Here is a 24882-nt window from a genome sequence, read left to right on the forward strand (position 1 = left end):
ACGGACGACGGGCCGCCGGCCCACCGGGGGGCGGCCGCACCCCGGGAACGACGGACGCCCGCCCCACCGGAGTGGGACGGGCGTCGGTCGTGCGGGAGGGATCAGCTCTCGGCGGGGACCTCGACGGGCGCCTCGGCGTCCTCGGCCACGACGGGCGCGAGGGACAGCTTGCCGCGGTCGTCGATCTTGGTGATCGAGACGAGCAGCTTCTGGCCGACTCCGAGGACGTCCTCGACGTTCTCGACGCGCTTGCCACCGGCGAGCTTGCGGACCTCGCTGATGTGCAGCAGGCCGTCCTTGCCGGGGAGGAGCGAGACGAACGCACCGAAGGTCGCGATCTTGACGACGGTTCCGAGGAACTGCTCGCCGACCTCGGGGTTGGTCGGGTTCGCGATGGCGTTGACCTGGGCGCGAGCGGCCTCGGCCGACGGTCCGTCGACGGCGCCGATGTAGACGGTGCCGTCCTCCTCGATGGAGATGTCGGCGCCGGTCTCGTCCTGGATCGCGTTGATCGTCTTGCCCTTGGGGCCGATCAGCTCGCCGATCTTGTCGACGGGGATCTGGACCGAGATCACGCGGGGCGCGGTCGGGGCCATCTCGTCGGGCTGGTCGATGGCCGCCGTGAGCACCGCGAGGATCGTGGTGCGGGCGTCCTTGGCCTGCTTGAGCGCGGCGTCGAGGACCGACGACGGGATGCCGTCGAGCTTCGTGTCGAGCTGGATGGCGGTGACGTACTCGGAGGTGCCGGCGACCTTGAAGTCCATGTCGCCGAGCGCGTCCTCGGCGCCCAGGATGTCGGTCAGCGCCGCGTAGCGGGTGTGACCGTCGACCACGTCGGAGACGAGGCCCATCGCGATGCCCGCGACCGGGGCGCGCAGCGGCACACCGGCGTTGAGGAGCGACAGGGTCGACGCGCAGACGGAGCCCATCGAGGTGGAGCCGTTGGAGCTGAGCGCCTCGGACACCTGGCGGATCGCGTAGGGGAACTCCTCGCGGCTCGGCAGCACCGGCACGAGGGCGCGCTCGGCGAGGAAGCCGTGTCCGATCTCGCGACGCTTCGGCGACCCGACGCGGCCGGTCTCACCGGTCGAGTAGGGCGGGAAGTTGTAGTGGTGCAGGTAGCGCTTCTTCGTGACCGGCGACAGCGAGTCGATCTGCTGCTCCATCTTGAGCATGTTCAGCGTGGTGACGCCCAGGATCTGGGTCTCGCCGCGCTGGAAGATCGCCGAGCCGTGGACGCGCGGGATGACCTGCACCTCGGCGTCGAGCGGACGGATGTCGGCCAGGCCTCGGCCGTCGATGCGGACGCCGTCGCGGAGGATGCGGCCGCGGACGACCACCTTCGTGACGGACTTGTACGCGGCGCCGACCTGCGCGTAGGCCTCGGCGGAGAGGCGGCCGGAGGCGATGCGCTCGGCGATCTGCTCCTTGACCTTCGCCTTGAGGGCGTCGTCGGCGTCCTGACGCTCGACCTTGTCGGCGATCTGGTAGACGCGGACGAGCTCGTCGTAGCTGAGCTCGGCGACGTTGTCGTAGGTCTCCTGCGCGTAGGGCAGGAAGACCGGGTAGTCCTTGACCGGCTTCGCGGTCTCGGCGGCCAGCTTCGACTGCGCCTCGACGAGCGCGCGGAGGAAGGGCTTGGCGGCCTCGAGGCCCTGGGCGACGACGGCCTCGTCGGGCTTGGTGGCGCCCGCCTTGATGAGGTTCCACGAGACGTCGGTGGCCTCGGCCTCGACCATCATGATGGCGACGTCCGAGGAGCCGTCCTCGTTGGTGACGACGCGGCCCGCGACGGTGAGGTCGAAGACGGCGTTCTCGAGCTGCGAGGCCTTGGGGAAGGCGACCCACTGGTCGTTGCCGGAGCCGTCGGACATGAGCGCGAGGCGCACACCGGCGACCGGGCCCGAGAAGGGCAGGCCGGAGATCTGGGTCGAGGCGCTCGCGGCGTTGATCGCGAGGGCGTCGTAGAACTCGTCCGGGGCGATGCTGAGGACCGTGATGACGATCTGGACCTCGTTGCGCAGGCCTTCGACGAACGAGGGGCGCAGCGGCCGGTCGATCAGACGGCAGACCAGGATCGCCTCGGTGGAGGGGCGGCCCTCGCGGCGGAAGAACGAGCCGGGGATCTTGCCGGCGGCGTAGGAGCGCTCCTCGACGTCGACGGTCAGCGGGAAGAAGTCGAAGTTGTCCTTCGGGTTCTTCGACGCCGAGGTGGCGGAGAGGAGCATGGTGTCCTCGTCGAGGTACGCGGCGACCGCGCCCTGAGCCTGCTGCGCGAGGCGGCCGGTCTCGAAGCGGACGGTGCGGGTGCCGTACGAGCCGTTGTCGAGAACGGCTTCGGCGAATGTGATTTCAGGACCTTCCAAGAGGTCTGTCTCCTTAACGTCTGCAGCGGCACCCCTCTGGGCGCCGGCGTTCGTCGGAGCGGCATGACGGTCAGGAATCGCACGCGATCCCACGGCAGGGCTTCGCGCCGTGCCGTCGTGTGGAGGGCGTTCGTGCTGGCCACCAGTAGAAGGGCTCCGGGTCTGCCCGACATCGTCCACTGCGCTGCAGCAGCGCGTGATGTCGCGAACCGGGACTCCACCACCGAGGACCAGCTTCCTGCCGGCCTGCTCCGTGGTTCGAACCCGACGGCGACCGGCGGTCGCTTCCGGATTCGGAACCGGTTCATGCTATCAGTGCGGGCCCCGATCGACCAGGAACCGCGGATCCGCCGCGCGGCTCCGGCCCGGGAGCACCGCCGCGCGACTACCAGATCGTGCCGGCCCCGACGGTGATCGCCGCGAGCATCAGCGCCCCGAGGACGAGTCCGACCACCGCGCGGGTGACGCCCGCGCCCCGCCGTGCACCGCCCTTGACGAGGCCGACGACTCCGAAGACGACGGCGAGCACGTCGAGCGGGCCGCCGAGCAGCAGGCCGATGAACAGCGGGATCGGCGTGAGGAGCAGCCCGAGGATCCCGAGGACGAGAGACGCGGTCGCGGCCGCGTTGCCGACGGCGGGTGCCGCGGGCGCGAGCGGTGCGAGGTGGCCGGTCCAGGCCCGGCCGTCCCAGTAGCGCTGCGTGCCGGGCATGCCCGGGTCCGGATACCAGCCGGGCGGCGGACCGGCGGGGGCGGGGCTGCCCCAGAACTCCGCCGGGGACGACGATCCCTGCGGCCCCCGGTCGTCAGCCACGGGTCTCGTGCATCAGCAGCTGGACCCGCAGGCCGCCCTTGCCCTTCACGATCCGGGCGGGGATCCGCGGCTGCTTGCCCGCCTCGGTGAGCCGGGCGAGCGCGGCCTCGACGACGTTCTCGAGCCCGCGGGGGACGTAGCCGACGAGGTCGGTCGGCCGGTGGTTCGCGAAGAGCCGGACCGGCATCGGGGCGTCGGTGCGCTCCTCCTCGATCGTGCGGCGCGGGATGACCGCCGTGATCTCCTCCTCGCCGAGGGCGTGCACGCGGGCCAGCTCGTCCTGGTGCGGCAGGGAGTCGGCGATGCCGAGGAGGGTGTCGCCGCGCTTGGACTTGGGCCGCAGCTCGTAGTCGTAGTCGTCGAGCTTGCCCGAGCCGCGGTCGCCGGCGGGCAGGGGGTCGGAGTCGGAGCGGCCGAACGAGAAGAGCTTCATGCCTCCATCATGGAGCGCCGGGACCGCCTCTGTCGCGGGCCGCGCCCGCCTCCCGCGGCGGGCGTCCTCAGACGGCCGAGCGCAGCATCCGCGCGATCGCCACCAGTACGAGCGCGAGCACGATCGCCACGAAGCCGACCAGCACCGGGACCGCGGGGAGGACGGCGAGCGCCGCGCCGATCAGGAGGACCGGGACCGCGAGACCGACGTAGGAGGCGAGGAACATCCCGGCGAGGACCTCGCCGCGGGTCTCGTCCGAGGCGAGCGAGCCGGCGACCCCGAGCGCCAGGCGGAAGATCAGGCCGACGCCGGCCCCGGCGATCACGCCGCCGCCGATGAAGGCGGGCAGCACCACGGCGACCGCGCCCCAGGCGACGAGCACGAGCCCGACGGTGAGGGCCGCGGCGGAGAGGAGCAGCGCGCGGCGGACGGGCAGCCGCGCGGCGGTCAGCTGGGCGACGGCGCCGGCCGCGAAGACGCCGAACGAGACGACGCCCGCCAGCAGGTGCGAGGTCTCGCCGAAGCGGCCGGCCAGGAAGGTCGGCGCGAGCGAGGTGAAGAGGCCGAAGACGGCGAAGCCGGCGAACGCGCCGACCGCGGCCGAGAGGAAGGTGCCGCGCGAGGCCGCGGGCACGGCGAGCCGCTGCGGCCGGTAGGCGGGCAGCTCCTCCCGGCGCTCGACGGTCTCGGGGACGAGGGCGACCGCGATGCCGAGCACGACGAGCAGCACGAGGAAGACCTCGTAGGGCACCACGAGCGGGCGGTCGACGGTCACCGCGAGGACGCCGCCGATCAGCGGGCCGAGGGCGAGGCCGCCGACGTTGACGAGGGTCGAGACGGCGCGCGAGGCGCCGGGTCCCTCCTCCGGCCGGGCGATCGCGCGGAGCTCGGAGAGGTGCGCGGTCGCGGTCGCGGTGAGCGCGCCGACGCCGATGCCGGTCAGCAGCCGAGCGACGATCAGACCCGGCACGTCCGGCCAGAGCAGGAAGACGATGCTCGCCAGCACCTCGACGAGGATCGCGGCGAGCAGGATGCGCCGACGGCCGAGCCAGTCGCTGACGTGACCGGCGAGGAAGAGGCTGGCCACCACTCCGACGGCGTAGGCCGCGAAGATCACCGTCACGACGAAGGCGGGGAAGCCGTCGCGCTGCTGGTAGATCGCGTAGAGCGGGGTCGGCACGGTGGAGAAGGCCATCACGGAGAGGAAGGCGACCGCGATCACCCAGAAGCCGAGGTGGTGCCCGAGCTCGGGGCGGCGTGAGGCGGAGGAGGCGGTGCGGGCGGTCGTGCGCTCGGCGGGGGTTCCGGTGGTCGGCATGCGCCCAGACTGCTCCTCCCGATCGTCCACGTCCAACGGAGGATCGTGGACGCATTGATCGAAGATCCTGCATGATTCACGGATGGACGATCGTCAGCTCGCCGCCTTCGTCGCCGTCGCGGAGGAGCTCAGCTTCACCCGCGCGGCCGCCCGCCTCTACGTGGTGCAGTCGACGCTGTCGGCGACCGTCCGCGCGCTCGAGCAGGACCTGGGGGCGCCGCTGTTCACCCGCTCGACGCGGCGCGTGGCGCTGACGGCCGTCGGCGAGGCGCTGCTGCCCTCGGCCCGCGCGGCGATCGACAGCGTCGACCGGATGCGCTCGCTCGCGGCGGAGGACGCGGCGGGGCTCCGCGGGCGGGTCCGCGTCGGCACCTTCTCCGCGCTCGACATCCTCGACCTGCCGGGTGTCCTCGGTGCGTTCCGGCGGCGGCATCCGCTGGTGGACCTGCTCCTGCGCACCTCGCCGAGCGGATCGACCGGGCTGGCGGAGGACCTGCGCCGCGGCCGGCTCGATGTGGCGCTGCTCGCACTGCCGGTCGCCGAGCTGGACGATCTCGCCGTGACGACCGTCGTCCGCGACCGCTACGTGCTGCTGGTCGACAGCGCGGACCCGCTGGCGGGGCTGGTGCGGCCCTCCCCCGCGGACCTGGAGGGCGCGGCGTTCATCGACACCCCGTCCGGCTTCGGCAACCGCGTCAGCGTGGACCGGGCCTTCCGCGCGGCGGGAGCGACGCGACGGGTCGCGACCGAGGTCGCCGACCTGCCCGCGATCCCGCTCTTCGTGCAGGCCGGTCTGGGACCCGCGGTGGTCCCCCGATCGGGCATCGCGCCGTTGGAGGGGGTGACCGCGATCGAGCTCGACTGGCCCGGACTCGTCTGGGAGGTCTCGGTCTGCAGTGCGCAGCGTCCCTCCGCGGCCGTGCAGGCCCTCACCGCGCTGCTGGCGGAGCGGACCGGAGCGGTCTGACGCCTCGGCCGGTCCGGCCCGGCGGGCGCTCAGCCCTCGCGAAGGGGCCCGCGGACGATCGAGTCGCCCGAGTGCTGCGGGTCGCCGTCGTCGGGCTCCTCGGAGATGTCGACGAGCGAGTACTCGGCGAGGTCGATGTCCGCGGGGACCGTGAAGCGGCCGTCCGTGCCGTCCAGCACCCCGAGCCCCACCAGTCCGGTGGCGTCGGCGGCGATCAGCCAGACCTCGCGGTAGGAGTCGGTCGCGCCGGCCGCGTCGAGGTGCACGACGAGCTGCCGCTCGCCGTCGGCGTCCTCGAGCTCGGCGCTGCCGCTCGCGCCCTGCCAGTCGGGGAAGGCGGCGAGATCGGCGCGGGCGACCACGACCGCGTCGGTGCCCTGCGAGGCCTGCAGCCAGAAGCCGCCGACGACGCCGATCGCCAGGGCCGCGAGTGCGGCGAGCGCCGCGGGGAGCAGTCGGCGAGCGCGCGGTCGGCGATGCGAGGGCGTGTGGCGGCCCACCGGGAGCGCGGTGACCGGGGCGATCGGCGCATCCGCGGTCCCCAGCGCGAGCTCGCCGCGGATCCGGTCCCAGACCTCCGCCGGCGGCGCCTCGAGGGTCAGCGAGCGGCTCTGCCGGCCGAGACCGGCGGCGTGGCCGAGCTCGACCAGCTGCTGAGCGCACTCGGGGCACGCCTCGAGGTGGGCGGCGGCGTCGGCGGAGGAGTCCTCGCCGAGGGCGAGGAGGGCGAGCTCGTCGGGATCGAGGTGGGTCATGTGCTGCTCACCTCCAATCGGGAGCGGAGTCTGTCGAGACTGCGGCGGATGTGGCTCTTGACGGTGCCGAGCGGCAGGCCGGTCCGCTCGGCGATCTCGGTGTGGGTCAGGTCGTCGTAGAAGGCGAGGCTCATCACCCGCCGCGGGACCGGGTCGAGGCGGGCGAGCTCGTCGGCCACCAGGACCCGCTCCTCGAGGTCGACCGCGGGCTCGCCCTCGTCCACCGGAGCGACCGCGACCAGTGCGGCGGTGAGCCGGCGCTCGCGCGAGCGGTTCTCGTGGGCGTCCGCGATGCGCTTGCGCGAGATCCCGACCAGCCAGGCGCCGAGCGCCGCGCGGCCGGGGTCGAAGCTGCCGCGCCCGGTCCAGGCGGAGACGAAGACCCGCTGAACCACGTCCTCGGCGTCGCCGCGGTCGCCGAGCGAGCGCAGGGCGAGGGTGAAGACGAGCGGGGACCAGCGGGAGTAGGCCTCGGCGAGCGCCGACTCCTCCCCCGCGGCGAACCGGAGGCCGAGGCGCTGGACGAGGGCGCGCTCGTCGGCGGCCTCGCCGTCGGGCTCGCGGGTCTGGGCGTCGCTCAGGGGGGTCCTCCTGGACTGGGGGCGGCAGCGGGGCCCGGTCGCGAGTGGCTCGGCGGCCTGCGGCGCTGCGGTGATGCTCATGCTACGGCTCGCTCACGGCGGGAGCACGGAAGCGGCCGGCGGGAGTCATCGTCGGGCGGTCACGGCGAGGGGGTCGCGGTGACGACCACGTTGCTGAGGTAGTGGCGGGTGTCGTAGTCGAAGTCGCCGCCGCAGGTGATCAGGACCAGGCGGGCGGCGCCGCCCTGGACGAAGACGCTCGAGAGGTCGACCGTGGTCTTCTCCGTGGTCTCGACGGTGTCCACCGTGTAGACGCGCTGGACGCCGTCCTCGCCCGTCAGGCCGATGCGCTGGCCGGGCTGCGCCTTCTTCAGCTCGGCGAACGGGCCGAGCCCGTAGGTGAGGGAGTCGACGTGGGCGGCGATCACGGTCGTCCCCTCGGCGGCGTCGAGGCCGCGGCCGTAGCGGTACCAGCCGGCTACGTCGGTGTCGGGGACCAGCTCCATCGTGCCGTCGTCGGCGACGCCGACCGGCTGCACGGGCATGTCGATCGGCAGGCCGTCGACGACCAGGCGCGTCGGCGCGAGCACCACCGGCGCGGGCGTCGCGCCGAGGCGGGCGTCCGCGACCGGGACGTCCGGCACCGCGGCGGCGGAGGGACCGGGTGTGCTGGAGGGGATCGCGGCCGGCGTCGACGTCGGGAGCGGCGCACTCGCGTCAGGGGCGGGCACGACCCCGACCGCCTGTGCCGAGCAGCCGCCGAGGCCGAGGCCGACCGCGATCGCGCCGACCACGAGGAGAGCGCGCGGCCGGGTGGGGATCCTGCTCATCACGTCCTCCTCTCGTCGTGGTCGGCGGCCGGCCCGGGTGCGGGGGCACACCGGGCCGGCGGTCTTCGGTGCCGGTCGGGGACCGGCGGTCGTTCCCGTCGGTCAGCGACCGGCGACGGCCTTGCGGCGGCCGATCAGCGCGGCGCCGATCAGCGCGAGCGAGGCGAGCGCGGCAGCGCCCCACCAGCCGGCGGCGGCGTCGGTGCGGTTGTCGGCGGCGAGGCCGGCCTCACCGGCGGGGACACCGGACGGCGACGAGTGCAGACCGCCGATGGTCTGCGTCGCGAGGGCGAGGTTGCCCTTCTCCAGGCTGCCCCAGGCGTAGACGATCGTGTTGACGCCCTCCTGGACCTGGACGTCCGCCGGGCCGATGACCGGAGCGGTGGTCCCGGTCGCGGCGACCACGGTCGAGATCGTGGCCGGAGCGAGGTTGAGGATGCCCTCGTTCGGGTTGGTCACGTTCGTCAGCACGGGCGAGCCGCCCGCGAGGATGTCCACGGCGGGCGCCGCGGCGATGTGGCGGACCGTGAGGCGTCCCTCTCCGGCAGCCGTGGCGGAGATGTCGTTCGGGAACAGCGTCGCGGTGGGGGTGTTGTCGGGCTTGAGGTGCGCGGCGACGGTGTAGCTCTTGCCGGCCTCGAGCGCGAGGTCGACCGGGCCGATGACCGGGGCGCTCGCGTCGGCGGCGTCCGCGGCGGTGATCGCGACGGTGTAGGTGCCGGTGGGCAGGTCGAGCGGGCCGGCCAGCGAGCCGGGCGTGAAGTCGTCGAGCGTCAGTGCTCCGTTGACGTACACGTCCACCGGGGTGTCGGGGACCGCGTGCAGCACGTAGAGGTCGGCCGAGTCGGCGTCCGCGGCGCTCGCGGGAGCGGCGGCGAGACCGGCGACGGCGAGGGTGCCGAGGCAGGCTCCGGCGAGCAGGCGGTGGGTGAGGCGGGAGGTGGTCACGGTGTTCCTCTTTCACGATGGGACCCGCGGGCGGGTCGGTGGGTTCTCGAGAAGGGCCTTCACCACTACTTCCGGCCGAGGGGCCTCCGCGGATGCACCGGACCGGAGAATTCTCGAAGGAATTCCCGACCCTCCCAGCTCGGTCGCACGCAGGGCCTGGTCAGGTGCCTGTTCCGGGTCTAGCCTCCGAGCAGAGGGAGTCCCGCATGGTCCGTCGAGACACGGTGGCGTCCGCGCTCGATCGGGTGCGGCGGGGTCGAGTGCGGCCGGGCGGCCGTCCCGGGACCGCTGTCCGCGGCGACTCCCCCGGCCGGCTCCTCGGCGCGGGCGCGGCCTCCGTCGTCGCGATCGCGGTGCTCGCTCTCGCACTCGGCGCGCTCGCTCCCCTCGCCGCCCTGCCCTCCTCGGCGGGAGCGGCCTCGGGACCGTGCGACGAGCCTCGCGAGCTGCTCGCCTCCTCCTCGGTGCTCGACCGCGAGGGCGAGGCGCTGGCCGGGCACCTGCTCGCCTGCGTCGACGACGACCACCGGAGTCTGACGATCCACAACGGCACCCCCGTGGTGTGGGTGCTGAGCGATCCGTCGGTGCGCGGAGTCGTCGGCCAGGACGACCCCCGCCGGGACGCCGGCGTCACCGGCCTGCTGAGCTCCTACTCCGCGCGGATCGGGCGCGGACTGGTGCTCGCCCCGGGAGCGTCCGCCGCGATCTCGGCAGGACCGGGCCGGCTCGCGCCGCGGCCGGACGAGGAGGCGACGCGGCTCTTCCTCGCGCTGACCGCGATCGTCGGCGCGCAGGACCAGGTGCGCGCCTCCGAGCCGCCCCGGGCGCCACGGAGCGTCGTGCGGACGGCGGCGCTGACCTGCGCGCTAGCGCTCGTGCGGGACGGTGCCGCCCCCGGGGCCCACTCGATCACCCGGGCCGCCGGCGAGCCCGCCTGCGCCGACGCCTGGCAGCGGGCGCAGGCGAAGGCACTCGACGATCGGTGGAGTCTCCCCGGTCTCGTCGACGCCCTGGCGCTGCCCGGACGGCCGGAGGAGGACGCCGCGCTCACGCGGTCGGCGTCCGACTGGTTCGCGGCGTCGGCCGGCTTCTCCTGGGGCGTCGTGGACCGCCCGGAGCGGCTGGACTGAGCGGAGCCCCTCGGTGCTCCGACCCCGGGAACGCGGAAAGGGCCGCCCTCCCGGAGGAGAGCGGCCCGTTCTGAAGAAGATCGCGGTGTCATCGAGACCCCGCGCTCGACCCGGTGAGGGGAGGAGCGGAGGGGACTATCGACGCAGGCCGAGACGCTCGATCAGCGAGCGGTAGCGGCTGATGTCCACGTCCGACAGGTAGCCGAGGAGTCGACGGCGCTGACCCACCAGCAGCAGCAGACCACGACGCGAGTGGTGGTCGTGCTTGTGCTCCTTGAGGTGCTCGGTGAGGTCCTTGATCCGCTTGGTCAGGACGGCCACCTGCACCTCGGGGGATCCGGTGTCACCGGGGTGGGTCGCGTACTCTTCGATGATCGCCTTCTTGACGTCTGCTTCGAGTGCCATGAATGGGATCCCCTCTCTCTCGTTGCGCGGTGCCCGGCGCCTGATGCGTGGGCTCTCTTGATCCGCGGCCGTTGGACGGCAACCTGAGGAGCCTACCAGAGCGCAGGGGCCGGTGGTCGAGCGGATCGGTTGCCGGCCGGCGGGGACCGGTGGGTCAGGCGCCGACGGCCCGGTTCCAGAGCTCGACGAGCCACGGCGAGACGAGCAGCTCCCAGAAGAGGACGACGAGCACGTTCAGCACGACGCCGATCCAGCCGGCGACCGCCGGACGGCCCTCGCGGCGCCGCGCGCGGATCGAGGAGACGCCGAGCAGCACGCCGGCGAGCAGGAGCGCGTGGATGATCGCCGTGTAGAGGACGCCGACGAGCAGGTCGCTGACGGCCTGGTCGCCCGGGTAGGCGCCGAGGGAGATGATCGCGTACCAGACGAAGAACGCGATCGGGACGACGACGATCGCGAGGAGGATCGAGGCCGTCGCGGACCCGTAGCGACGACGGAGCGCGGCGAAGCGGCCCCCCGAGGACGCAGCGCTCGGGCTCGCGGTACGGGTCCGGGTGCGCGGAGCGGGGGCGGCGGCGCGGCGCGCGGGGGCGGTGCCGGCGACGCGCGACGCGGTGGTGCGCGGGCGTCGGGGCGCGCCGTCGGATGACGTGCTCATGCTCCCCACCCTACGGGCTCCGTCCTGACGGCCCCGTGCGGCCGATCGCCGCGCAGCACCACCGCGCAGCACCACCGCGCAGCACCACCGACGTCGCCTCCGCACGGCCCCTGCGGGCAGGCACGAGAATGGAGCGGGTGAGCCAGCCCCCCTCCGCGCCGCGGCGCAGCCACGTCGTCGACCTCTCCCCGCTCCGCGAGTCCCCCGCCTTCGCCCGACTCTGGGCGGGCAACGTGATCTCCGGCATCGGCGGGCAGATGACGATCGTCGCCGTCGGCCTGCACATCTACGAGCTGACCGGATCGACGCTCGCCGTCGCGATGGTCGGCGTGGTGGCGCTGGTGCCGACCGTGATCGCCGGGCTGTACGGCGGGATGCTCGCGGACGCCTTCGACCGGCGGCTGGTGCTCCTGCTCTCCGCGATCGTCGCCTGGGGCTCGACCGCGGCGATCGCGGCGCTCGCCTGGTTCGGGGCGGAGACTCCGCTGACGCTCTACGCGCTGACGGCGGTCAACGCGGTGGCGACGACCATCATCGGCGCGACCCGGATGACCGTGGCGCCGCGGCTGCTCCGGCTCGAGCTGGTGCCGGCCGCGGCGGCCCTCGGCGGGATCGCCGGCGGAGTCGAAGTGACGGTGGGGCCGGCTCTCGCGGGCGTGCTGGTCGCCTCCTCCGGCTTCGCGGTGACCTACACGATCGACGTGGTGCTCTTCCTCGCGGCGTTCCTCGGCATCGCCGGGCTGCCCGCGCTGGTGCCGGAGGGCGAGCGGCAGCGGCCGGGGCTGGAATCGCTGCGCTACGGGCTGCGGTTCCTCCGCGGGGCGCCGAACATCCGGCTGTCCTTCCTCGTCGACATCGTGGCGATGACGTTCGGGCAGCCGCGGGTCGTCTTCCCGGCGGCGGCCGCGCTGCTGCTCGGCGGCGGGGCGGTGACCGTCGGCTTCCTCACCGCGGCGTACGCGGTCGGGGCGCTGCTGAGCAGCGTCTTCTCGGGGCGGCTGACCGGGGTGCGGAGCCAGGGGCTCGCGATCGGCCGGTCGATCCAGGCCTACGGAGCGCTGATCGTCGGCTTCGGCGCGGTGCTGCTGGTGGCGGAGCTGACGGCGCACGACGCCTCGGAGCCGAACCTCGGCCTGATCGCGGCGGCCTCGGTCGCGCTCGCGGGAGCCGGTGCGGCCGACAACGTCAGCTCGATCTTCCGGCAGACGATGCTGCAGACCGCGGTGCCCGACAACATGCGGGGGCGGCTGCAGGGCGTCTTCATCGTGGTGGTGACGGGCGGCCCGCGGGTCGGCGACCTCTACACGGGGCTCCTCGCCTCGCTCGCGCTGCTCTGGCTGCCGCCGCTGGCCGGTGGCCTCGCGATCGTCCTGATCCTGGCGGCGGTGCTGCGGCTCAGCCCGGGGTTCCGGCGCTACGACGCGCTGCACCCGATGGCCTGAGGCCCGAGGCGGGGCGACCGCGCCGCACCCCGCTGGACGGGCGTGCGACGCAGTCGAGGGGCTACTCGCCCGCGTAGGCGCCGGCGGCGTTGCCGTCGGTGAGGTCGTCCGAGACCTCGCCGCTGTCGTCGTCGCGTCCCTCGACGCGGACGGGGCGGTAGACGTGGAAGCCGTCGATCTCGCCGTCGAGCTCCCAGACGACCTCGACCTCCTCGCCGTCGATGTCGGCGACGCGGGTGAGGGAGCGCTGCGGGGAGCCGTCGATGAGTTCGAGGCGGATGCTCTCCTGCTCCGCGCCGCTGTCGAGCATGGCCGTGTACGTGGTGGTGTCCATTCCTCGACGCTAGCCAGGCCCCGCGCGGGCTCGCCACCCCTTGCGCCCTCCGAGCATCCGCGTAGCGTCGGGGCCATGACCGACACCACCATCACTCCCGCCACCGACGACGACCGCGCTCAGATCACCGAGATCGTGAAGAGCGCGAAGATCGGACTCCTCACCACCGTCAACGAGACCGGGCAGCTCGTCAGCCGGCCGCTCGCCGCGCAGGACGTCGACTTCGACGGCGACCTCTGGTTCTTCACCCAGGACCCGTCGGCGAAGGTCGACGACATCCGCGCCAACCCGAGCGTCAACGTCGCCTTCGAGTCGAAGAAGGGCTACCTCTCGGTGGCCGGCTCGGCGACCGTCGTGCACGACCCCGCCAAGGTGGACGAGCTCTGGTCGCCCTCCGTCTCGGCCTGGTTCCCCGACGGCAAGGACGACCCGAGCGTCGCGCTGCTGCGCGTCTCGGCTGAGACCGTCGAGCTCTGGGTGACCGACTCCCCCGCGCCCGTCGTGCTCTTCAAGGTCGCGAAGGCGGCCGTCACCGGCGGCCAGCCCGACATCGGCGAGAACCGCACCGTCTCCTTCGAGTAGCCGCGGCTCCCTCCCCTCCGCGAGATGCCACTTGTGCACACCTTTCACGGCGTGTCGCGTGCACAAGTGGCATCTCGCGGGAGATCAGCGCTAGTCGACGGCGATGCCGCGGGACTCGAAGAAGATCCGCGGGTCGAGGAGGTTCCCGTTCTGCGTGATCGTCAGGTGGCAGTGGTTGCCGAAGCTGACGCCGGTGTTCCCCGTGTATCCGACGACCTGCCCCTTCGTGACCCGATCGCCGACCGAGACGATCGGCGATCCGGCGATCAGGTGGCCGAGCAGTGAGACGACCCCGTCCGCGTGCCGGATGTCGACCCTGTGTCCGTAGACAGAGTCGGACGTGGTGGCGAGGATCACCGTGCCGTCGCTCATGGCGCGCTGCGGCCAGTTCTGCGGCAGCCCCCAGTCGAGACCGCGGTGGCCGTTGGGGTGGGCGCTGTCCTTGACCTGGAACTCCGTCGTCACTCGCCACGTGCCCTCGAACGGGAGCTGCCACGTCGCGGGCACGGCCGTTCCGGTCACGTTGTTCCAGACGCTCACTCCGTCGTCGCGGGTCATCAGCAGTCGGCCGTCCGTCTCGAGAACGACCCTCCTGCCCTGACGGCCGGCGGTCGACGCCTGCCACCGCACATTGGCGCCGTTCTGAATGACGAAGTTGCCGTCGCTCTGCATCGACGCGACGGAGCCGGGGACCGACGTGCGGGTCTGCCACTGCACAGCGTTGGACCGGCTGTAGATCACGAAATTGCCATCGGCCTGCATGATCGCCTTGTAGCCGTTGTTGGACAGGTAATGTCCGGGCTGGAGAGCCTCTCCGGCGATGAGAGCCGCCGAGAAGGTGTTCGAGCGATATCCCGCAGTGCCGTCAGGACGGTAGAGGACGATGTTCCCGTCGTCCTGCAGCGAGAGCTTCGCCGCCGTTCCCGTGGAATACGTCTGCCAGATGGAAGGACCGGATCCCCGATAGATGACGAGATTGCCGTCCGCCTGCGGGACGAATCGGCAGTCCGCGCCGCTCGTGTACGACTGGAAGACGATCTGATTGCCGGGCGTGTAGACGGCGAGATTGCCGTCGCGCTGCATGACGAGTCGGAACTGCCCCGAAGGGGATCGGAGAGTATCGCCGTACGCCATCTCGGTCCCGACCGGAACGGAATCCGTGTAGAAGATCGGCTTCGTCTCCGTTCCGCTGAACCAGAGGGCCGAGTTGGACGTCGACAGCAGCACGAGATTGCCGTCGTTCTGCATGACGAGCTTGCGCGCCGCAGCGCCGGATCCGCCCGCCCGCAGCACCTTGACGATGCTGTTGTCGGTCGCCCGGTAGATGACCAGCCCGCCGTCGGCCTGGACCGCCAGCCTCGCTCCGCTGTTGCCGCCCGTATCGCTCTTCCAGAGCGCTGAATTGTCCTTGGCGTAGATGACGGCATTGCCGTCCGACTGCATCACGAGACGAGTGCGGCCGTTCGGCGAGACGATCTGATCTCCATTGCGGAGATCGGCCGGAGCGGCGACTTCTCCGACGTAGTCGGCAGCGGAGGCGGGGACGGCCGAGACCACCGATGCGCTGACGACGGTCGCTCCGAGAGCGGCGAGTACTGTTCGACGTTTCATGGGTGCTCCTTCTGGAATATGCGACGCTTCCTCACATCGCTCCATGACCGTAACGAGAGCTCGACTCCGTCGGCACACGCCGGGAGGATTCCTCACACAGGAGTGGGTTCGACGGGCGTCAACGCACTCCTTAACCCGCCGGCAGCCCGATGGGGCGGTCCTCGACGCGGAATCATCCTTCGATGGCGCGCGAGACCGCCCCACACCTCCGCGCGCCCGTACCTCCCCGCGCGCATGCCGATCCCCCTCCGCGAGATGCCACTTGTGCACGCTTTTCGCGGCGTGTCGCGTGCACAAGTGGCATCTCGCGGAGGGGGGCAGAGGCTACGGGCCGCCGAAGCGCTCGGTGCGGACGCGGGCGGGGTCGTGGCCCTGGGCCACGAGGGCGGTGGCGACGGCCTCGACGAAGGCGGTGGGGCCGCAGACGTAGACCGTCGGCTCCTCGGCGGCGGGGATCGCCGTCGCGGCGAGCAGCTCGGGCGTGAGCCGGCCCGCGGGACGGGCGGCGCCGGGCGGGGCGACGCGCGTGTAGACGAGCTCGGTCTCGACGCCGCCGTGGTCGGCGGGCAGCTCGCCGAGCGCGCGCAGGTCGTCGCTGTAGTAGGCGAAGACGCTGGAGCGCACGGAGTAGAGCAGGCGCATCGGGGCGGCGCTCCCGACGCGGCCGTGCTCGCGGGCCATCGCCATCAGCGGGACCAGCCCGCTGCCGCCGGCGATCAGCTGCACCGGCTCGGTCTGCTCGGGACGCCAGACGAACCAGCCGCCGATCGGACCGCGCACCTCGAGGCGGTCACCCGCCTCCAGGCCCTCGACCAGGTACGGCGAGACCTCGCCGTCGTCGAGGCGCTCGACGGCCAGCTCGACGCGGTCGCCGTCGGAGGGCGCGCCGATGGAGTAGGAGCGGCTCGCCTGGTAGCCGTCGGGTGCGGTCAGCCGCACGTCGAGGTGCTGCCCGGCGAGGTGCCCGGGCCAGCCCGGGACGCGGAGCGCGATGAGGCGTGAGGTCGGAGTGAGCGGCAGGACCGACTCGGTCACCGCCTCCGTCCAGATCACCAGTAGCGCTCCTCCTTCCAGGGATCGCCGTGCATGTGGTAGCCGTTCTGCTCCCAGAAGCCGGGCTCGTCGCCGGGCATGAGGCGGAGGCTGCGGACCCACTTCGCGCTCTTCCAGAGGTAGAGGTGCGGCACGAGCAGCCGCGCGGGTCCGCCGTGCTCGGCCGCGAGCGGCGCGCCCTCGAACTCGGTCGCGATCCAGGCCTTGCCGTCGCGGATCTCGGAGAGCGGCAGGTTGGTCGTGTAGCCGCCGTAGCTCTGCGCCATCACGAAGCCGGCGTCGCTCTCGATGCCGTCGAGCAGGAGGTCGACCGAGACGCCGCGCCAGTTCGTCGCGAGCTTGGACCAGCGCGTGACGCAGTGGAGGTCGGTGTGGATGTCCTCGCGGGGCAGCGCGGCGAACTCGTCCGCTGTCCAGCGGCGCGCCCCGGCGGGGCCGGCGTCGATCGAGAAGGCCCACTCGTGGATGTTCGGGGTCGGCCCGATCGAGAGGACGGGGAAGCCCTTCTCCAGGTACTGACCCGGCGGGATGTCCGGGTTCTGCTCGCGCTTGCCGAAGAAGCCCCGCGTGATGATGCCCATGTCCGCCTCAAGTCCTCGGGTGCGCCCCGGTTCCGTGGATGCCGCTCGTCGCTCGCCAGGCTAGCGCGCGGCGCCCCGCTACCGCATCGGGCCGCGAGCGGCGAGCCCGCGACCGTGTCGGGGGTGGGTGCGAGGATCGGGCCATGAGCAGAACAGTCGTGCCGCCGTATCTCCTCGTCCGCATCGCCCGACTCGACGACCCGGCGTTCGCCCGGGCCGCGCGGGCGGCCAGCCGCTCCCTCGAGCAGGACGTGCCCTTCCGTCGCGTCCGGCCGGGAGAGCCCTCCCCCGGGCGCTCGACCGCCACCGCGTCGCCGGTCCCCCGCGCGGAGCGGGTCGCCGCCCTGCAGCGGACCATCTCGGACGCGCAGTCGACCGAGACCCTGCCCGGCACCGTCGTGCGCACCGAGGGCGCTCCCGCCACCGGCGACGCCGCGGCGGACGAGGCCTATGACGGGCTCGGGGCGATGTCCGACTTCCTGCAGCAGGCCTTCGGCCGCGACTCGATCGACGACGCCTGGCTGCCGCTGGACGCCACGGTGCACTTCGGCGAGGACTACGACAACGCCTTCTGGGACGGCTCGCGGATGGTCTTCGGCGACGGCGACGGGCAGGTCTTCCGCCGCTTCACGGTCTCGCAGAGCGTGATCGGCCACGAGCTGGCGCACGGGATCACGGAGTACACCGCGAACCTCGTCTACCGGGGGCAGTCGGGGGCGCTCAACGAGTCGATCTCGGACGTCTTCGGCGCGATGCTCGAGCAGTTCGGTGCCGGCCAGGGCGCGGAGGACGCGAGCTGGCTGATCGGCGAGGGCCTCTTCACCGACGAGGTGCAGGGCACCGCGCTGCGCTCGATGATCGCGCCGGGCACCGCCTACGACGACGACGTGCTCGGCAAGGACCCGCAGCCCGGCTCGATGGCCGACTACGTCGACACCGAGGACGACAACGGCGGCGTGCACATCAACTCCGGCATCCCCAACCGCGCCTTCGCGGTGGCGGCGATCGAGCTCGGCGGTCCCTCGTGGGAGCGCGCGGGGCAGGTCTGGTACGACGTGCTGACCGGCGGCGTGCTGACGGCGACGGCGGACTTCGAGGGCTTCGCCGCCCTCACCGTGGCCGCGGCGGCCGAGCGCTTCGGCGCCGGCTCCGACGTCGAGGCGGCGGTCCGCGCCGGCTGGACGACGGTCGGGGTCGCGCTGCCGGAGTAGCCGGCTCCCCCTGCCGGTCGAACAGCCGGCGCAGCCGCCTCCCCCTGCTGGTCGAGCAGCCGGCGCAGCCGCCTCCCCATGCTGGTCGAGTAGCCCCGCAGGGGCGTATCGAGACCCACCGTCGTCAGCAGTCCGCTCTACGGACTCGCCCTCTCGGCGACGGTGGATCTCGATACGCCCGCTGCGCGGGCTACTCGATCAGCATGAGGCGAACACTGCGCGGGCCACGCGGGTGGCACGGGCGCCAGCTGCGCGGACCACGCGAACAGGATGGGGCGCCCGGTGCGAGGGCTGCTCGACCAGCACAGGGCGCCCGGTGCGCGGGGTGCTCGACCAGCATGCTGTGGGGGCGGGCGCGTACGATCGCGGCCATGGATGTGATCGTGTCGCGCAGTGGCGGCTTCGCCGGGCTCCGCCGGGTCTGGCGGATCGATGTCGATCAGCAGCCGGACGAGGGCGCCTGGCACGCTCTGATCGGCTCGCTCGACTGGGACGACCGGCCGCGCGCCGCGGCGACCCCCGCCGGGCGGCCCGACCGGTTCGTCTACGAGATCCGAGTGCAGACGCATACGGTGCGGCTCGGCGAGACGGAGCTCGACGGGGCCTGGCGCGAGCTGGTCGAGCGGGTGAAGAGGGCGCAGCCGCGCTGAGGGGCGGCGGCGGGGAACGACGAAGGCGCAGGCCCCGGTGAACGGGGGCTGCGCCTTCGGTGCTTGCGGGGTGGGTCTCGATACGCCCCTACGGGGCTACTCGACCAGCATGGTCGACCCCTGCGGGGCTACTCGACCAGCGGGCTACTTCGTGCCGAGGAGGTCGATCACGAAGATGAGGGTCTTGCCGGAGAGGGGGTGGCCTCCGCCGGCGGGGCCGTAGGCGAGGGCGGGCGGGCAGATCAGCTTGCGACGGCCGCCGACCTTCATGCCGGGGATGCCCTGCTGCCAGGCGCGGATGAGGTTGTTGAGGGGGAAGTTGATCGACTGGTTGCGGCTCCAGGAGGAGTCGAACTCCTCGCCGGTGTCGTACTCGACGCCGAGGTAGTGCACGTCGACGGTGGAGCCGGGCTGGGCCTCGGCGCCGTCGCCGATGACGAGGTCCTCGACGACGAGGGTATCGGGGGCCGGGCCGTCGGGGGCGTCGAGCTCGGGCTTGGTCAGGTTCTCGCTGCTCATGCTCTCCATCCTAGGAGGGACGCCCTGGACGCTCGATCCCCGCCGGCCGCCACTCCGACCGGCTCACTCGACCAGCGTGAGGCGCTGGGTCGGCCGGGTCATCGCGACGTACAGCGAGGCGGCGCCGCGCTCCTCCGCCGCGATCAGCCGCGGCCGGGCGATCACGACGGAGTCGAACTCGAGCCCCTTCGCGTCGGCCGTCGAGAGCACGGCGACCGGGCGGTCGAGTCCCCGGGAGCCGCGGCCGACCTCGCGGCCGAGGTCCTGCTCCAGCCGCGCGGTGATCGCATCGAGCTCGTCGTCGGGCGCGATCACGGCGAGCGTGCCGTCCCCGATCGCCCGGTCCTCCAGGACGACGGCGAGCACCCGGTCGGCGAGGGCGGCGTCGCCGCGGTCGCGCACGGTGCGGACCGGCCACTCCGTGGAGCGCACCGCCTCGCCCGGGGTGATCTCGAGTCCGTTCTCGCGTGCGGTGCGCTCGGCGTAGGCGACGATCTGCGCGGGCGTGCGGTAGTTGACGGTCAGCTCCTCGAGGCGCCACGGCGCAGCCTCGCCGTCGCGGCCCTGGCGGCCGAAGGTGTCGCGGAGCGCGGCGTCCCAGCTGGACGCGGCCGAGGCTCCGGACGCCTGGGCGACGTCGCCGACGATGGTGAAGGAGCGCATCGGGCAGCGGCGCAGCAGCACCCGCCACTGCATCGGCGAGAGCTCCTGCGCCTCGTCGACCACGACGTGCCCGTAGGTCCAGGAGCGGTCGGCCGCCGCGCGCTCGGCGGTGGTGCCGACGCTGGTGCGCTCGGCGAAGCCCGCCGCGAGGTCCTTGGCGTTGACCATCCCGTCGACGCCCATGTTGCGGATCGCGGCCTCGGCGTTCTCGATGTCCCGGCGGCGCTGCTCCTTCTCGGCCTTCTTCTGCGCGTCGGCGTGGTCGTCGTAGGCGCCGAGGAGCTCGGCCGCCTCGTCGAGCAGCGGCACGTCGGAGACGGTGAAGGCGGCGTCGCGGTCGCGGCGCAGCAGGGCGCGCTGCTCGGGAGTCCAGCGCGGGGTGAGCGAGGCGAACCAGTTCGGCCGGGCGTAGAGGTCCTGCAGCAGCTTCTCCGGGGTGAGCGGGATCCACGCGGTGTTGAGGGCGACGCGGACGTCGTACGCGGTGCGGACGTCCTCGCGGAGGACGGCCTCGTCGGCCTCGTCGACCGTGTTGCCGTGGCTGCGCAGCTGGTCGGCGAGCTGGCGGGTCAGCTGCGTGATCATCGCCTTGACGAAGGTGACGCGGGCCTCGTTGTGCGGCTTGCGGGAGTCGCGGGCGCGGGTGATCGCCCGCTCCACCTCGTGCGGCTCGAGCCGCAGCTTCTCGCCGTTGACGTCGAGGACCAGCGTCTCGGCCGGCACGGCCTGGCGCGAGCGGACGGCGCGCTTGAGCAGCTCGGCCATCCGCGCGGAGCCCTTGACCCGGGCGACCGCCGGGCGGTCCTCCTCGATCAGGTCGAGACCCGGGTAGAGCTGGCCGAGGGTGGAGAGCACGACGCCGGTCTCGCCGAGGGAGGGCAGCACCGCCTCGATGTAGCGCAGGAAGGAGCGCGACGGCCCGACGACGAGCACCCCGGAGGAGGCGATGCGGTCGCGGTGCGAGTAGAGGAGGTAGGCGGCGCGGTGCAGCGCCACGGCGGTCTTGCCCGTGCCGGGGCCGCCCTGCACGACGAGCACGCCGCGCAGCTCGGAGCGGATGATGCGGTCCTGCTCGCTCTGGATGGTCGCGACGATGTCGTGCATCCGCCCGGTGCGCTGGGCGCCGAGAGCCGCCATCAGCGCGCCCTCGCCCTGGAGCGCCGTGCCCTCGCGGAGCAGCTCCTCGTCGAAGACCTCGTCCTCGAAGCGGATCACCTCGCGGCCGCGGAGGGTCAGGTGCCGGCGGGCGCGGGTCCCCATCGGGCGGGCGGCGGTGGCCTGGTAGAAGGCGGCCGACTGCGGGGCGCGCCAGTCGAGCAGCAGGGTGTCCTGCTCGTCGTCGCGCAGGCCGATGCGGCCGATGTAGCGGTGCTCGGTCTCGGCGTCGGCGAGGGTCAGCCGGCCGAAGGCGAGGCGGTCGTCGGCACCGGAGAGCGAGCGGATGCGGTCCTCGTAGAGGCGCGCGAACGCGTCGCGCTCGGACCGGCTCTGGTGGTTGCCGCCGACACTCTCGATCCGGACGGAGTCGAGCGCCTCCCTGGACTGCGCGATCAGCTCGTCGAGGCGGGCGTAGAGCCCCGCCACGTACGCGCGCTCGCGCGAGAGCTCGGACTCGAGGATCGTGTCGCTGTCCGTCATCGTGCGCCCTTCCCTGCCGGTTCCGCGGTCTCAGGCGGGAGGCGGATGCGCTCCGGGGACCGTCGAAAACAGGCGGTCCAGTCTAACGACCGCGCGGGCGCCGACCCGCGCGACGGGGCTTCTCGCGACTCGCCGTGGGCGAACGGCGACGCCCTCTTGCGGACGGCCGCCGAGAGGCGCATGCTGTCGGTCAAGAAGAGCTCGACGCCCCGTCAGAGCAGCCGGCCCTGCCGCTGCCGCAGGGCGTCGAGGTCCTTAATGGGCGCTTCTCGCGGAGGGTCTTGCCGCGCCGGTCGGGAAGAGAAGCGGCGCCGCCCGCGTTGCACGCTGCATGCCTTCGACGAGCAGCACTGTCACCGCCCCCTCCCGCGCCTCGATCGACACCACCGAGTCGGCTCGCGCCGGCTGGGAGTCGTGGCTGGCGCGCCGTGCCGAGCGGGTCACCGGTCCGCACGGCGATCTGGCCCTGGTCGAGACCCGCTGGCTCGAGCCGGGTGAGAGCGTCGACGACGAGGCCGCCCTGGCCGGCTACGGGCCGACGACCCTCACCCGGATGCGCCGCGCGAGCCTGGACACCGGCGAGGAGGAGTACGGCTACCGCGTCTGGGACGCGGCCTCCGAGGGCATCCGCTCGTTCGACGCGATCGAGACCTTCCCCTTCGACGCCGCCTGGGTGCTCGAGGCCTGGTTCGAGCCGGTCGACGACGCGCGCACCATCCCGTTCGAGCACCTCCGCGACAACGGGGCGACGCGCGACCTCGTCGTGCCCGGCGACATCACCTTCTCGCTCGTCGACGACGGGCGGGCGCACGAGTACACGGTCGCCGCGTTCGACGACGGCGGCACGCTGCTCGTCCCGTTCGGCGACCCGACCAACCGCAGCGACGACCCGGAGCTGAAGAGCTACCCGGTCGGCCGGTTCCTCGTGGTGCAGCGCCTGGGCGGAGTAGCGGACGCCGGGACGCCCGGCCCGGTGCTGCTCGACTTCAACCGCGCCTACATCCCGCCGTGCGGGTTCTCGCCGCACTACAACTGCCCGCTGCCGCCCGCGCAGAACCGCCTCGGCGTCGCGGTGACCGCCGGCGAGCGCCGGGTCCTGCGCGCCGACTGAGGCCGCCGACTCCGGGTCGGTACGGGGCGATCGACGATCCGCCCTCCGCACGGAGCGATCAGCGCAGGGCGATCAGCGCAGGGCGATCAGCGCAGAGCGAGAAGGCGGTCGAGCGCCTCGGGCAGCCGGCGCAGCACCGAGACGTGGCCGTCGTCGGGGTGCTCGATCAGCTCGGCGGTCGGGAGCAGCGCCCGGAGACATCGGGCGTGGTGCGCCGGGATCACCCGGTCGAGGCCGCCCTGCACGAGGACGACCGGGCAGCGGATCGCCGCGAGGTCGACTCCCCACGGCGCGGCGAAGGCGACGTCGTCGTCGATGAGGCCGCCGTCGCCCCACTGCTCCGAGCGCGCGACGTCCTCACCGAGGGCCGCCCACTCCTCCTCGAGGGCCGCGTAGTCGGCCGCCACGAACGACTCGGGGTCGAACTCGTCGGTCTCGGCGAAGCGGGCGCGCGCCTCGCGGCCGTCGCGCGCTGAGGCGAGGCCGCCCGGAGCGGCCATGCCGTCCAACCGGGCGGGGTCACCGTCGTCCGGGGCGGGCGAGGCGAGGACGGCGACGCCGTCGACCCTGTTGCCGAGCAGTGCGGCGCAGGCCAGGGCGTGCGGGCCGCCGCCTGAGGCGCCCGCGGTGAGGATCCCGTCGAGTCCCAGCGCGTCGAGCACGGCGCGGACGTCCTCCGCCGCGGAGGCGACGTCGCGGCCCGGCCGCGCGGTCGAGCCGCCGTAGCCGGGGCGGGCGTAGGAGAGGAGGCGGAGTCCGCGGGCGCGGGCGGCCTCGAGCACCGGGGCGAGCAGGGCGCCGGTCTGCGGGGAACCGTGCTGCCAGAGCAGCGGCCGCCCCTCGTCGCCGCTGTCGTGGACGACGAGCGTCCTGCCGTCGCCGGCCGCGATCTCGATGGTGTCCGCCATGTCCTGCTCCTGTCCTCTCGCGGACCCCGCGGCCCGCTGAACCCTCGGTTCGGACCGCTCAGCCGCCGGTGAGCGCCGCGCGACGGGCGACGAGCTCGTCGAGCAGCACGCGCTCGTCGACGGCGGCCGCTCGACCGCCGCGGCCGGCGAGCTGCTGCTGGCGGACGTGCGCGAGCCTGGTCGCGGAGCGGATGAAGCCGCGCATCGCCCGGGGCCGGTCGCCCCCGGCCACCCGGGCCCAGCGCGCCGCCGTGCGCCGACCCTCGGCGGTGCCGATCATCCGCACCTCGGTCGGCGAGAGCCAGCCCGCGGCCGCGTAGTCGCCCAGACGCTCGAGCGTGACCCGCCGCTCCTGCCGACGCAGCAACGTGACGACGACGACCGCGACCACGAACAACGGCACCTGCACGACGCCGTAGAAGCCGAACCAGTCGGCGACGAGGAAGGACGAGCCGTTCCAGAGCGCGTGCAGGAACGCCGCGAGCGCGAGTCCCAGGAGCGCGATCGGCAGGCGCGCGGCCGGTGGGCGGTTCATCGCGAACCCCAGCGCCGCTCCGAAGCAGGAGGTGAAGAGCACGTGCGCGAAGGGCGAGAGCACGCCGCGGAGGAAGAACGTGACGGCGAGCGAGCCGAGACCGCCCTCCACCAGCGCGCTGCCGAAGTACAGGATGTTCTCGACGAAGGCGAAGCCGGAGGCGACGACCGCCGCGTAGACGATGCCGTCGACCGGTCCGTCGAAGCTGCGGCGCCAGATCAGCAGGATCAGCAGGACGCCGAGGCCCTTCGCCGACTCCTCGACGATCGGCGCCTGGATCACGGCGCCGACGAAGTCCGACTCGCTCGGCTGCGCACCGGAGGCGTAGACCGCGATCTGCACACCGAGGTCGACCAGCAGCGAGATGGCCACCGAGCCGGCCGCTCCCCAGAGGAAGGCGAACCAGAGGCCGAGCGGCGCTTCGGGCTCCCAGCGGTCGACCCAGCGGACGCCGGCCAGCACGATCAGCAGCGGCACCAGGGCGACGACCGCGCAGATCCCGGCCGCGGTCGCGCCGAGCCCGGAGACGACGTAGGCGAGGACCAGCAGGAGCAGGACGCCCAGCAGCGCGACGCCGATCGCGCCCAGCACCGTCGGGACGATCGAGGGGCGGGCGGGGGCCGGCGGCGGATAGGCGCTCATGGGCTCCGAGAGTAGGGCACCGGCGGACGCGCGGTCCGGCGGTTGACAGCGGGTGCGGGTGGGGCGCGCCGCGGGACCGCCCTGGTGATCGAGCAGCCCGCACAGCGGGCGTATCGAGCGGAGGGGGCGCCTTCGGCGCCAGCGCAGGGCGGGGAAGAGGCCGACGTCCGTGCGGTGGTGGGTCTCGATACGCCCCT

25 protein-coding genes are annotated in these 24882 nt (G+C 73.1%); 7 read left to right on the forward strand and 18 right to left on the reverse strand.

The genetic code is table 11. The annotated features are described in order from the left end of the window. Positions 1-101: 101 nt before the first annotated feature. The 4 genes from EDF35_RS20420 to EDF35_RS20435 all read right to left on the reverse strand — a co-directional run bounded on the left by EDF35_RS20420 (position 102) and on the right by EDF35_RS20435 (position 4931). Entirely contained in the window at positions 102-2366 is a 2265-nt protein-coding gene (locus EDF35_RS20420) for a polyribonucleotide nucleotidyltransferase (RefSeq protein WP_123704979.1), read from the reverse strand. 385 nt (positions 2367-2751) lie between these two features. Beyond that, positions 2752-3180, reverse strand: a complete 429-nt coding sequence (locus tag EDF35_RS20425) for a DUF2510 domain-containing protein (protein WP_208323114.1) — start codon at positions 3178-3180, stop codon at positions 2752-2754. After that, the gene (locus EDF35_RS20430) at positions 3173-3613 is read right to left on the reverse strand and encodes a hypothetical protein (RefSeq protein ID WP_123447888.1); all 441 of its coding nucleotides are present in this window, start codon (positions 3611-3613) and stop codon (positions 3173-3175) included. The genes EDF35_RS20425 and EDF35_RS20430 overlap by 8 nt, the downstream gene beginning before the upstream one ends. Before the next feature lie 67 nt (positions 3614-3680). After that, entirely contained in the window at positions 3681-4931 is a 1251-nt protein-coding gene (locus tag EDF35_RS20435; protein WP_133963654.1) for an MFS transporter, read from the reverse strand. A gap of 82 nt (positions 4932-5013) precedes the next feature. Here EDF35_RS20435 and EDF35_RS20440 point away from each other — a divergent pair, with 82 nt between their 5' ends. Next, on the forward strand, positions 5014-5898 hold the full coding sequence (locus EDF35_RS20440; RefSeq protein WP_123447890.1) for a LysR family transcriptional regulator: 885 nt from the start codon (positions 5014-5016) through the stop codon (positions 5896-5898). Between the two features lie 29 nt (positions 5899-5927). Here EDF35_RS20440 and EDF35_RS20445 read toward each other — a convergent pair whose 3' ends face one another. The 4 genes from EDF35_RS20445 to EDF35_RS20460 form a co-directional block, all read right to left on the reverse strand. Next, positions 5928-6653, reverse strand: a complete 726-nt coding sequence (locus EDF35_RS20445; protein ID WP_133963655.1) for an anti-sigma factor — start codon at positions 6651-6653, stop codon at positions 5928-5930. Further along, entirely contained in the window at positions 6650-7315 is a 666-nt protein-coding gene (locus EDF35_RS20450) for a sigma-70 family RNA polymerase sigma factor (RefSeq protein ID WP_133963656.1), read from the reverse strand. The genes EDF35_RS20445 and EDF35_RS20450 overlap by 4 nt, the downstream gene beginning before the upstream one ends. Before the next feature lie 59 nt (positions 7316-7374). Continuing rightward, positions 7375-8064: a class F sortase gene (locus tag EDF35_RS21335; protein WP_123704984.1), complete on the reverse strand. Its 690-nt coding sequence runs from the start codon at positions 8062-8064 to the stop codon at positions 7375-7377. Between the two features lie 102 nt (positions 8065-8166). Beyond that, positions 8167-9012 carry a DUF4397 domain-containing protein gene (locus EDF35_RS20460; RefSeq protein ID WP_133963657.1) on the reverse strand — a complete coding sequence of 282 codons (846 nt, stop codon included), beginning with the start codon at positions 9010-9012 and terminating at the stop codon, positions 8167-8169. 206 nt (positions 9013-9218) lie between these two features. On the opposite strand from EDF35_RS20460, the gene EDF35_RS20465 reads away from it, so the two are divergent. Then, entirely contained in the window at positions 9219-10142 is a 924-nt protein-coding gene (locus tag EDF35_RS20465) for a hypothetical protein (RefSeq protein ID WP_133963658.1), read from the forward strand. A gap of 135 nt (positions 10143-10277) precedes the next feature. Here EDF35_RS20465 and rpsO read toward each other — a convergent pair whose 3' ends face one another. Then, positions 10278-10547 (reverse strand): 30S ribosomal protein S15, encoded by a 270-nt coding sequence (gene rpsO, locus EDF35_RS20470; RefSeq protein WP_123447896.1) that lies wholly within the window; start codon positions 10545-10547, stop codon positions 10278-10280. Between the two features lie 154 nt (positions 10548-10701). Further along, entirely contained in the window at positions 10702-11205 is a 504-nt protein-coding gene (locus EDF35_RS20475) for a hypothetical protein (protein WP_133963659.1), read from the reverse strand. A 137-nt stretch (positions 11206-11342) separates the two neighbouring features. On the opposite strand from EDF35_RS20475, the gene EDF35_RS20480 reads away from it, so the two are divergent. After that, positions 11343-12647 carry an MFS transporter gene (locus EDF35_RS20480; protein WP_243840080.1) on the forward strand — a complete coding sequence of 435 codons (1305 nt, stop codon included), beginning with the start codon at positions 11343-11345 and terminating at the stop codon, positions 12645-12647. A 61-nt stretch (positions 12648-12708) separates the two neighbouring features. Here EDF35_RS20480 and EDF35_RS20485 read toward each other — a convergent pair whose 3' ends face one another. Further along, on the reverse strand, positions 12709-12981 hold the full coding sequence (locus EDF35_RS20485; protein ID WP_123704987.1) for a hypothetical protein: 273 nt from the start codon (positions 12979-12981) through the stop codon (positions 12709-12711). A 75-nt stretch (positions 12982-13056) separates the two neighbouring features. On the opposite strand from EDF35_RS20485, the gene EDF35_RS20490 reads away from it, so the two are divergent. Next, positions 13057-13563: a pyridoxamine 5'-phosphate oxidase family protein gene (locus EDF35_RS20490; RefSeq protein WP_123704988.1), complete on the forward strand. Its 507-nt coding sequence runs from the start codon at positions 13057-13059 to the stop codon at positions 13561-13563. 90 nt (positions 13564-13653) lie between these two features. On the opposite strand, the gene EDF35_RS20495 is transcribed toward EDF35_RS20490, so the two are convergent. The 3 genes from EDF35_RS20495 to EDF35_RS20505 all read right to left on the reverse strand — a co-directional run bounded on the left by EDF35_RS20495 (position 13654) and on the right by EDF35_RS20505 (position 16808). Further along, positions 13654-15174: a peptidoglycan DD-metalloendopeptidase family protein gene (locus EDF35_RS20495; protein WP_166674193.1), complete on the reverse strand. Its 1521-nt coding sequence runs from the start codon at positions 15172-15174 to the stop codon at positions 13654-13656. A gap of 324 nt (positions 15175-15498) precedes the next feature. Further along, entirely contained in the window at positions 15499-16227 is a 729-nt protein-coding gene (locus tag EDF35_RS20500; protein ID WP_243840081.1) for a ferredoxin reductase, read from the reverse strand. Then, a complete protein-coding gene (locus tag EDF35_RS20505) occupies positions 16224-16808 on the reverse strand; it encodes a molybdopterin-dependent oxidoreductase (RefSeq protein WP_123704990.1) in 585 nt (194 codons plus the stop codon). Before EDF35_RS20505 ends, EDF35_RS20500 begins: the two co-directional genes overlap by 4 nt. Positions 16809-16951: 143 nt before the next feature. On the opposite strand from EDF35_RS20505, the gene EDF35_RS20510 reads away from it, so the two are divergent. Beyond that, the gene (locus EDF35_RS20510) at positions 16952-18019 is read left to right on the forward strand and encodes a M4 family metallopeptidase (RefSeq protein WP_133963662.1); all 1068 of its coding nucleotides are present in this window, start codon (positions 16952-16954) and stop codon (positions 18017-18019) included. A gap of 371 nt (positions 18020-18390) precedes the next feature. Beyond that, positions 18391-18669 carry a protealysin inhibitor emfourin gene (locus EDF35_RS20515; protein ID WP_133963663.1) on the forward strand — a complete coding sequence of 93 codons (279 nt, stop codon included), beginning with the start codon at positions 18391-18393 and terminating at the stop codon, positions 18667-18669. Positions 18670-18813: 144 nt separating this feature from the next. Here the strand turns inward: EDF35_RS20515 and EDF35_RS20520 are convergent, their stop codons facing one another. Continuing rightward, positions 18814-19188, reverse strand: coding sequence for an FKBP-type peptidyl-prolyl cis-trans isomerase (locus tag EDF35_RS20520; RefSeq protein WP_123447904.1), 375 nt, complete (start codon positions 19186-19188; stop codon positions 18814-18816). A gap of 63 nt (positions 19189-19251) precedes the next feature. Continuing rightward, the gene (locus EDF35_RS20525; protein ID WP_133963664.1) at positions 19252-21489 is read right to left on the reverse strand and encodes a UvrD-helicase domain-containing protein; all 2238 of its coding nucleotides are present in this window, start codon (positions 21487-21489) and stop codon (positions 19252-19254) included. Between the two features lie 331 nt (positions 21490-21820). Between EDF35_RS20525 and EDF35_RS20530 the strand changes: the two genes are divergently transcribed. Beyond that, complete coding sequence (locus tag EDF35_RS20530) at positions 21821-22600, forward strand: DUF1684 domain-containing protein (RefSeq protein WP_133963665.1); 780 nt, start codon at positions 21821-21823, stop codon at positions 22598-22600. A gap of 86 nt (positions 22601-22686) precedes the next feature. Here the strand turns inward: EDF35_RS20530 and EDF35_RS20535 are convergent, their stop codons facing one another. Both EDF35_RS20535 and EDF35_RS20540 read right to left on the reverse strand, forming a co-directional pair. Continuing rightward, complete coding sequence (locus EDF35_RS20535; protein WP_133963666.1) at positions 22687-23508, reverse strand: alpha/beta hydrolase; 822 nt, start codon at positions 23506-23508, stop codon at positions 22687-22689. 58 nt (positions 23509-23566) lie between these two features. Continuing rightward, positions 23567-24685 carry a PrsW family intramembrane metalloprotease gene (locus tag EDF35_RS20540; protein ID WP_133963667.1) on the reverse strand — a complete coding sequence of 373 codons (1119 nt, stop codon included), beginning with the start codon at positions 24683-24685 and terminating at the stop codon, positions 23567-23569. Between the last annotated feature and the right edge of the window lie 197 nt (positions 24686-24882).

The sequence above is a fragment of the Rathayibacter sp. PhB151 genome (genome assembly GCF_004366415.1).
Classification (GTDB): Bacteria; Actinomycetota; Actinomycetes; order Actinomycetales; family Microbacteriaceae; genus Rathayibacter; species Rathayibacter festucae.

Bases quoted from the DNA above. Each gene is read 5' to 3' on its own strand.
- EDF35_RS20430 (WP_123447888.1), bottom strand. From the start codon at position 3,613: ATGAAGCTCTTCTCGTTCGGCCGCTCCGACTCCGACCCCCTGCCCGCC.
- EDF35_RS20435 (WP_133963654.1), bottom strand. From the start codon at position 4,931: ATGCCGACCACCGGAACCCCCGCCGAGCGCACGACCGCCCGCACCGCC.
- EDF35_RS20440 (WP_123447890.1), top strand. From the start codon at position 5,014: ATGGACGATCGTCAGCTCGCCGCCTTCGTCGCCGTCGCGGAGGAGCTC.
- EDF35_RS20445 (WP_133963655.1), bottom strand. From the start codon at position 6,653: ATGACCCACCTCGATCCCGACGAGCTCGCCCTCCTCGCCCTCGGCGAG.
- EDF35_RS20450 (WP_133963656.1), bottom strand. From the start codon at position 7,315: ATGAGCATCACCGCAGCGCCGCAGGCCGCCGAGCCACTCGCGACCGGG.
- EDF35_RS21335 (WP_123704984.1), bottom strand. From the start codon at position 8,064: ATGAGCAGGATCCCCACCCGGCCGCGCGCTCTCCTCGTGGTCGGCGCG.
- EDF35_RS20465 (WP_133963658.1), top strand. From the start codon at position 9,219: ATGGTCCGTCGAGACACGGTGGCGTCCGCGCTCGATCGGGTGCGGCGG.
- rpsO (WP_123447896.1), bottom strand. From the start codon at position 10,547: ATGGCACTCGAAGCAGACGTCAAGAAGGCGATCATCGAAGAGTACGCG.
- EDF35_RS20475 (WP_133963659.1), bottom strand. From the start codon at position 11,205: ATGAGCACGTCATCCGACGGCGCGCCCCGACGCCCGCGCACCACCGCG.
- EDF35_RS20485 (WP_123704987.1), bottom strand. From the start codon at position 12,981: ATGGACACCACCACGTACACGGCCATGCTCGACAGCGGCGCGGAGCAG.
- EDF35_RS20490 (WP_123704988.1), top strand. From the start codon at position 13,057: ATGACCGACACCACCATCACTCCCGCCACCGACGACGACCGCGCTCAG.
- EDF35_RS20495 (WP_166674193.1), bottom strand. From the start codon at position 15,174: ATGAAACGTCGAACAGTACTCGCCGCTCTCGGAGCGACCGTCGTCAGC.
- EDF35_RS20505 (WP_123704990.1), bottom strand. From the start codon at position 16,808: ATGGGCATCATCACGCGGGGCTTCTTCGGCAAGCGCGAGCAGAACCCG.
- EDF35_RS20510 (WP_133963662.1), top strand. From the start codon at position 16,952: ATGAGCAGAACAGTCGTGCCGCCGTATCTCCTCGTCCGCATCGCCCGA.
- EDF35_RS20515 (WP_133963663.1), top strand. From the start codon at position 18,391: ATGGATGTGATCGTGTCGCGCAGTGGCGGCTTCGCCGGGCTCCGCCGG.
- EDF35_RS20520 (WP_123447904.1), bottom strand. From the start codon at position 19,188: ATGAGCAGCGAGAACCTGACCAAGCCCGAGCTCGACGCCCCCGACGGC.
- EDF35_RS20525 (WP_133963664.1), bottom strand. From the start codon at position 21,489: ATGACGGACAGCGACACGATCCTCGAGTCCGAGCTCTCGCGCGAGCGC.
- EDF35_RS20530 (WP_133963665.1), top strand. From the start codon at position 21,821: ATGCCTTCGACGAGCAGCACTGTCACCGCCCCCTCCCGCGCCTCGATC.
- EDF35_RS20535 (WP_133963666.1), bottom strand. From the start codon at position 23,508: ATGGCGGACACCATCGAGATCGCGGCCGGCGACGGCAGGACGCTCGTC.
- EDF35_RS20540 (WP_133963667.1), bottom strand. From the start codon at position 24,685: ATGAGCGCCTATCCGCCGCCGGCCCCCGCCCGCCCCTCGATCGTCCCG.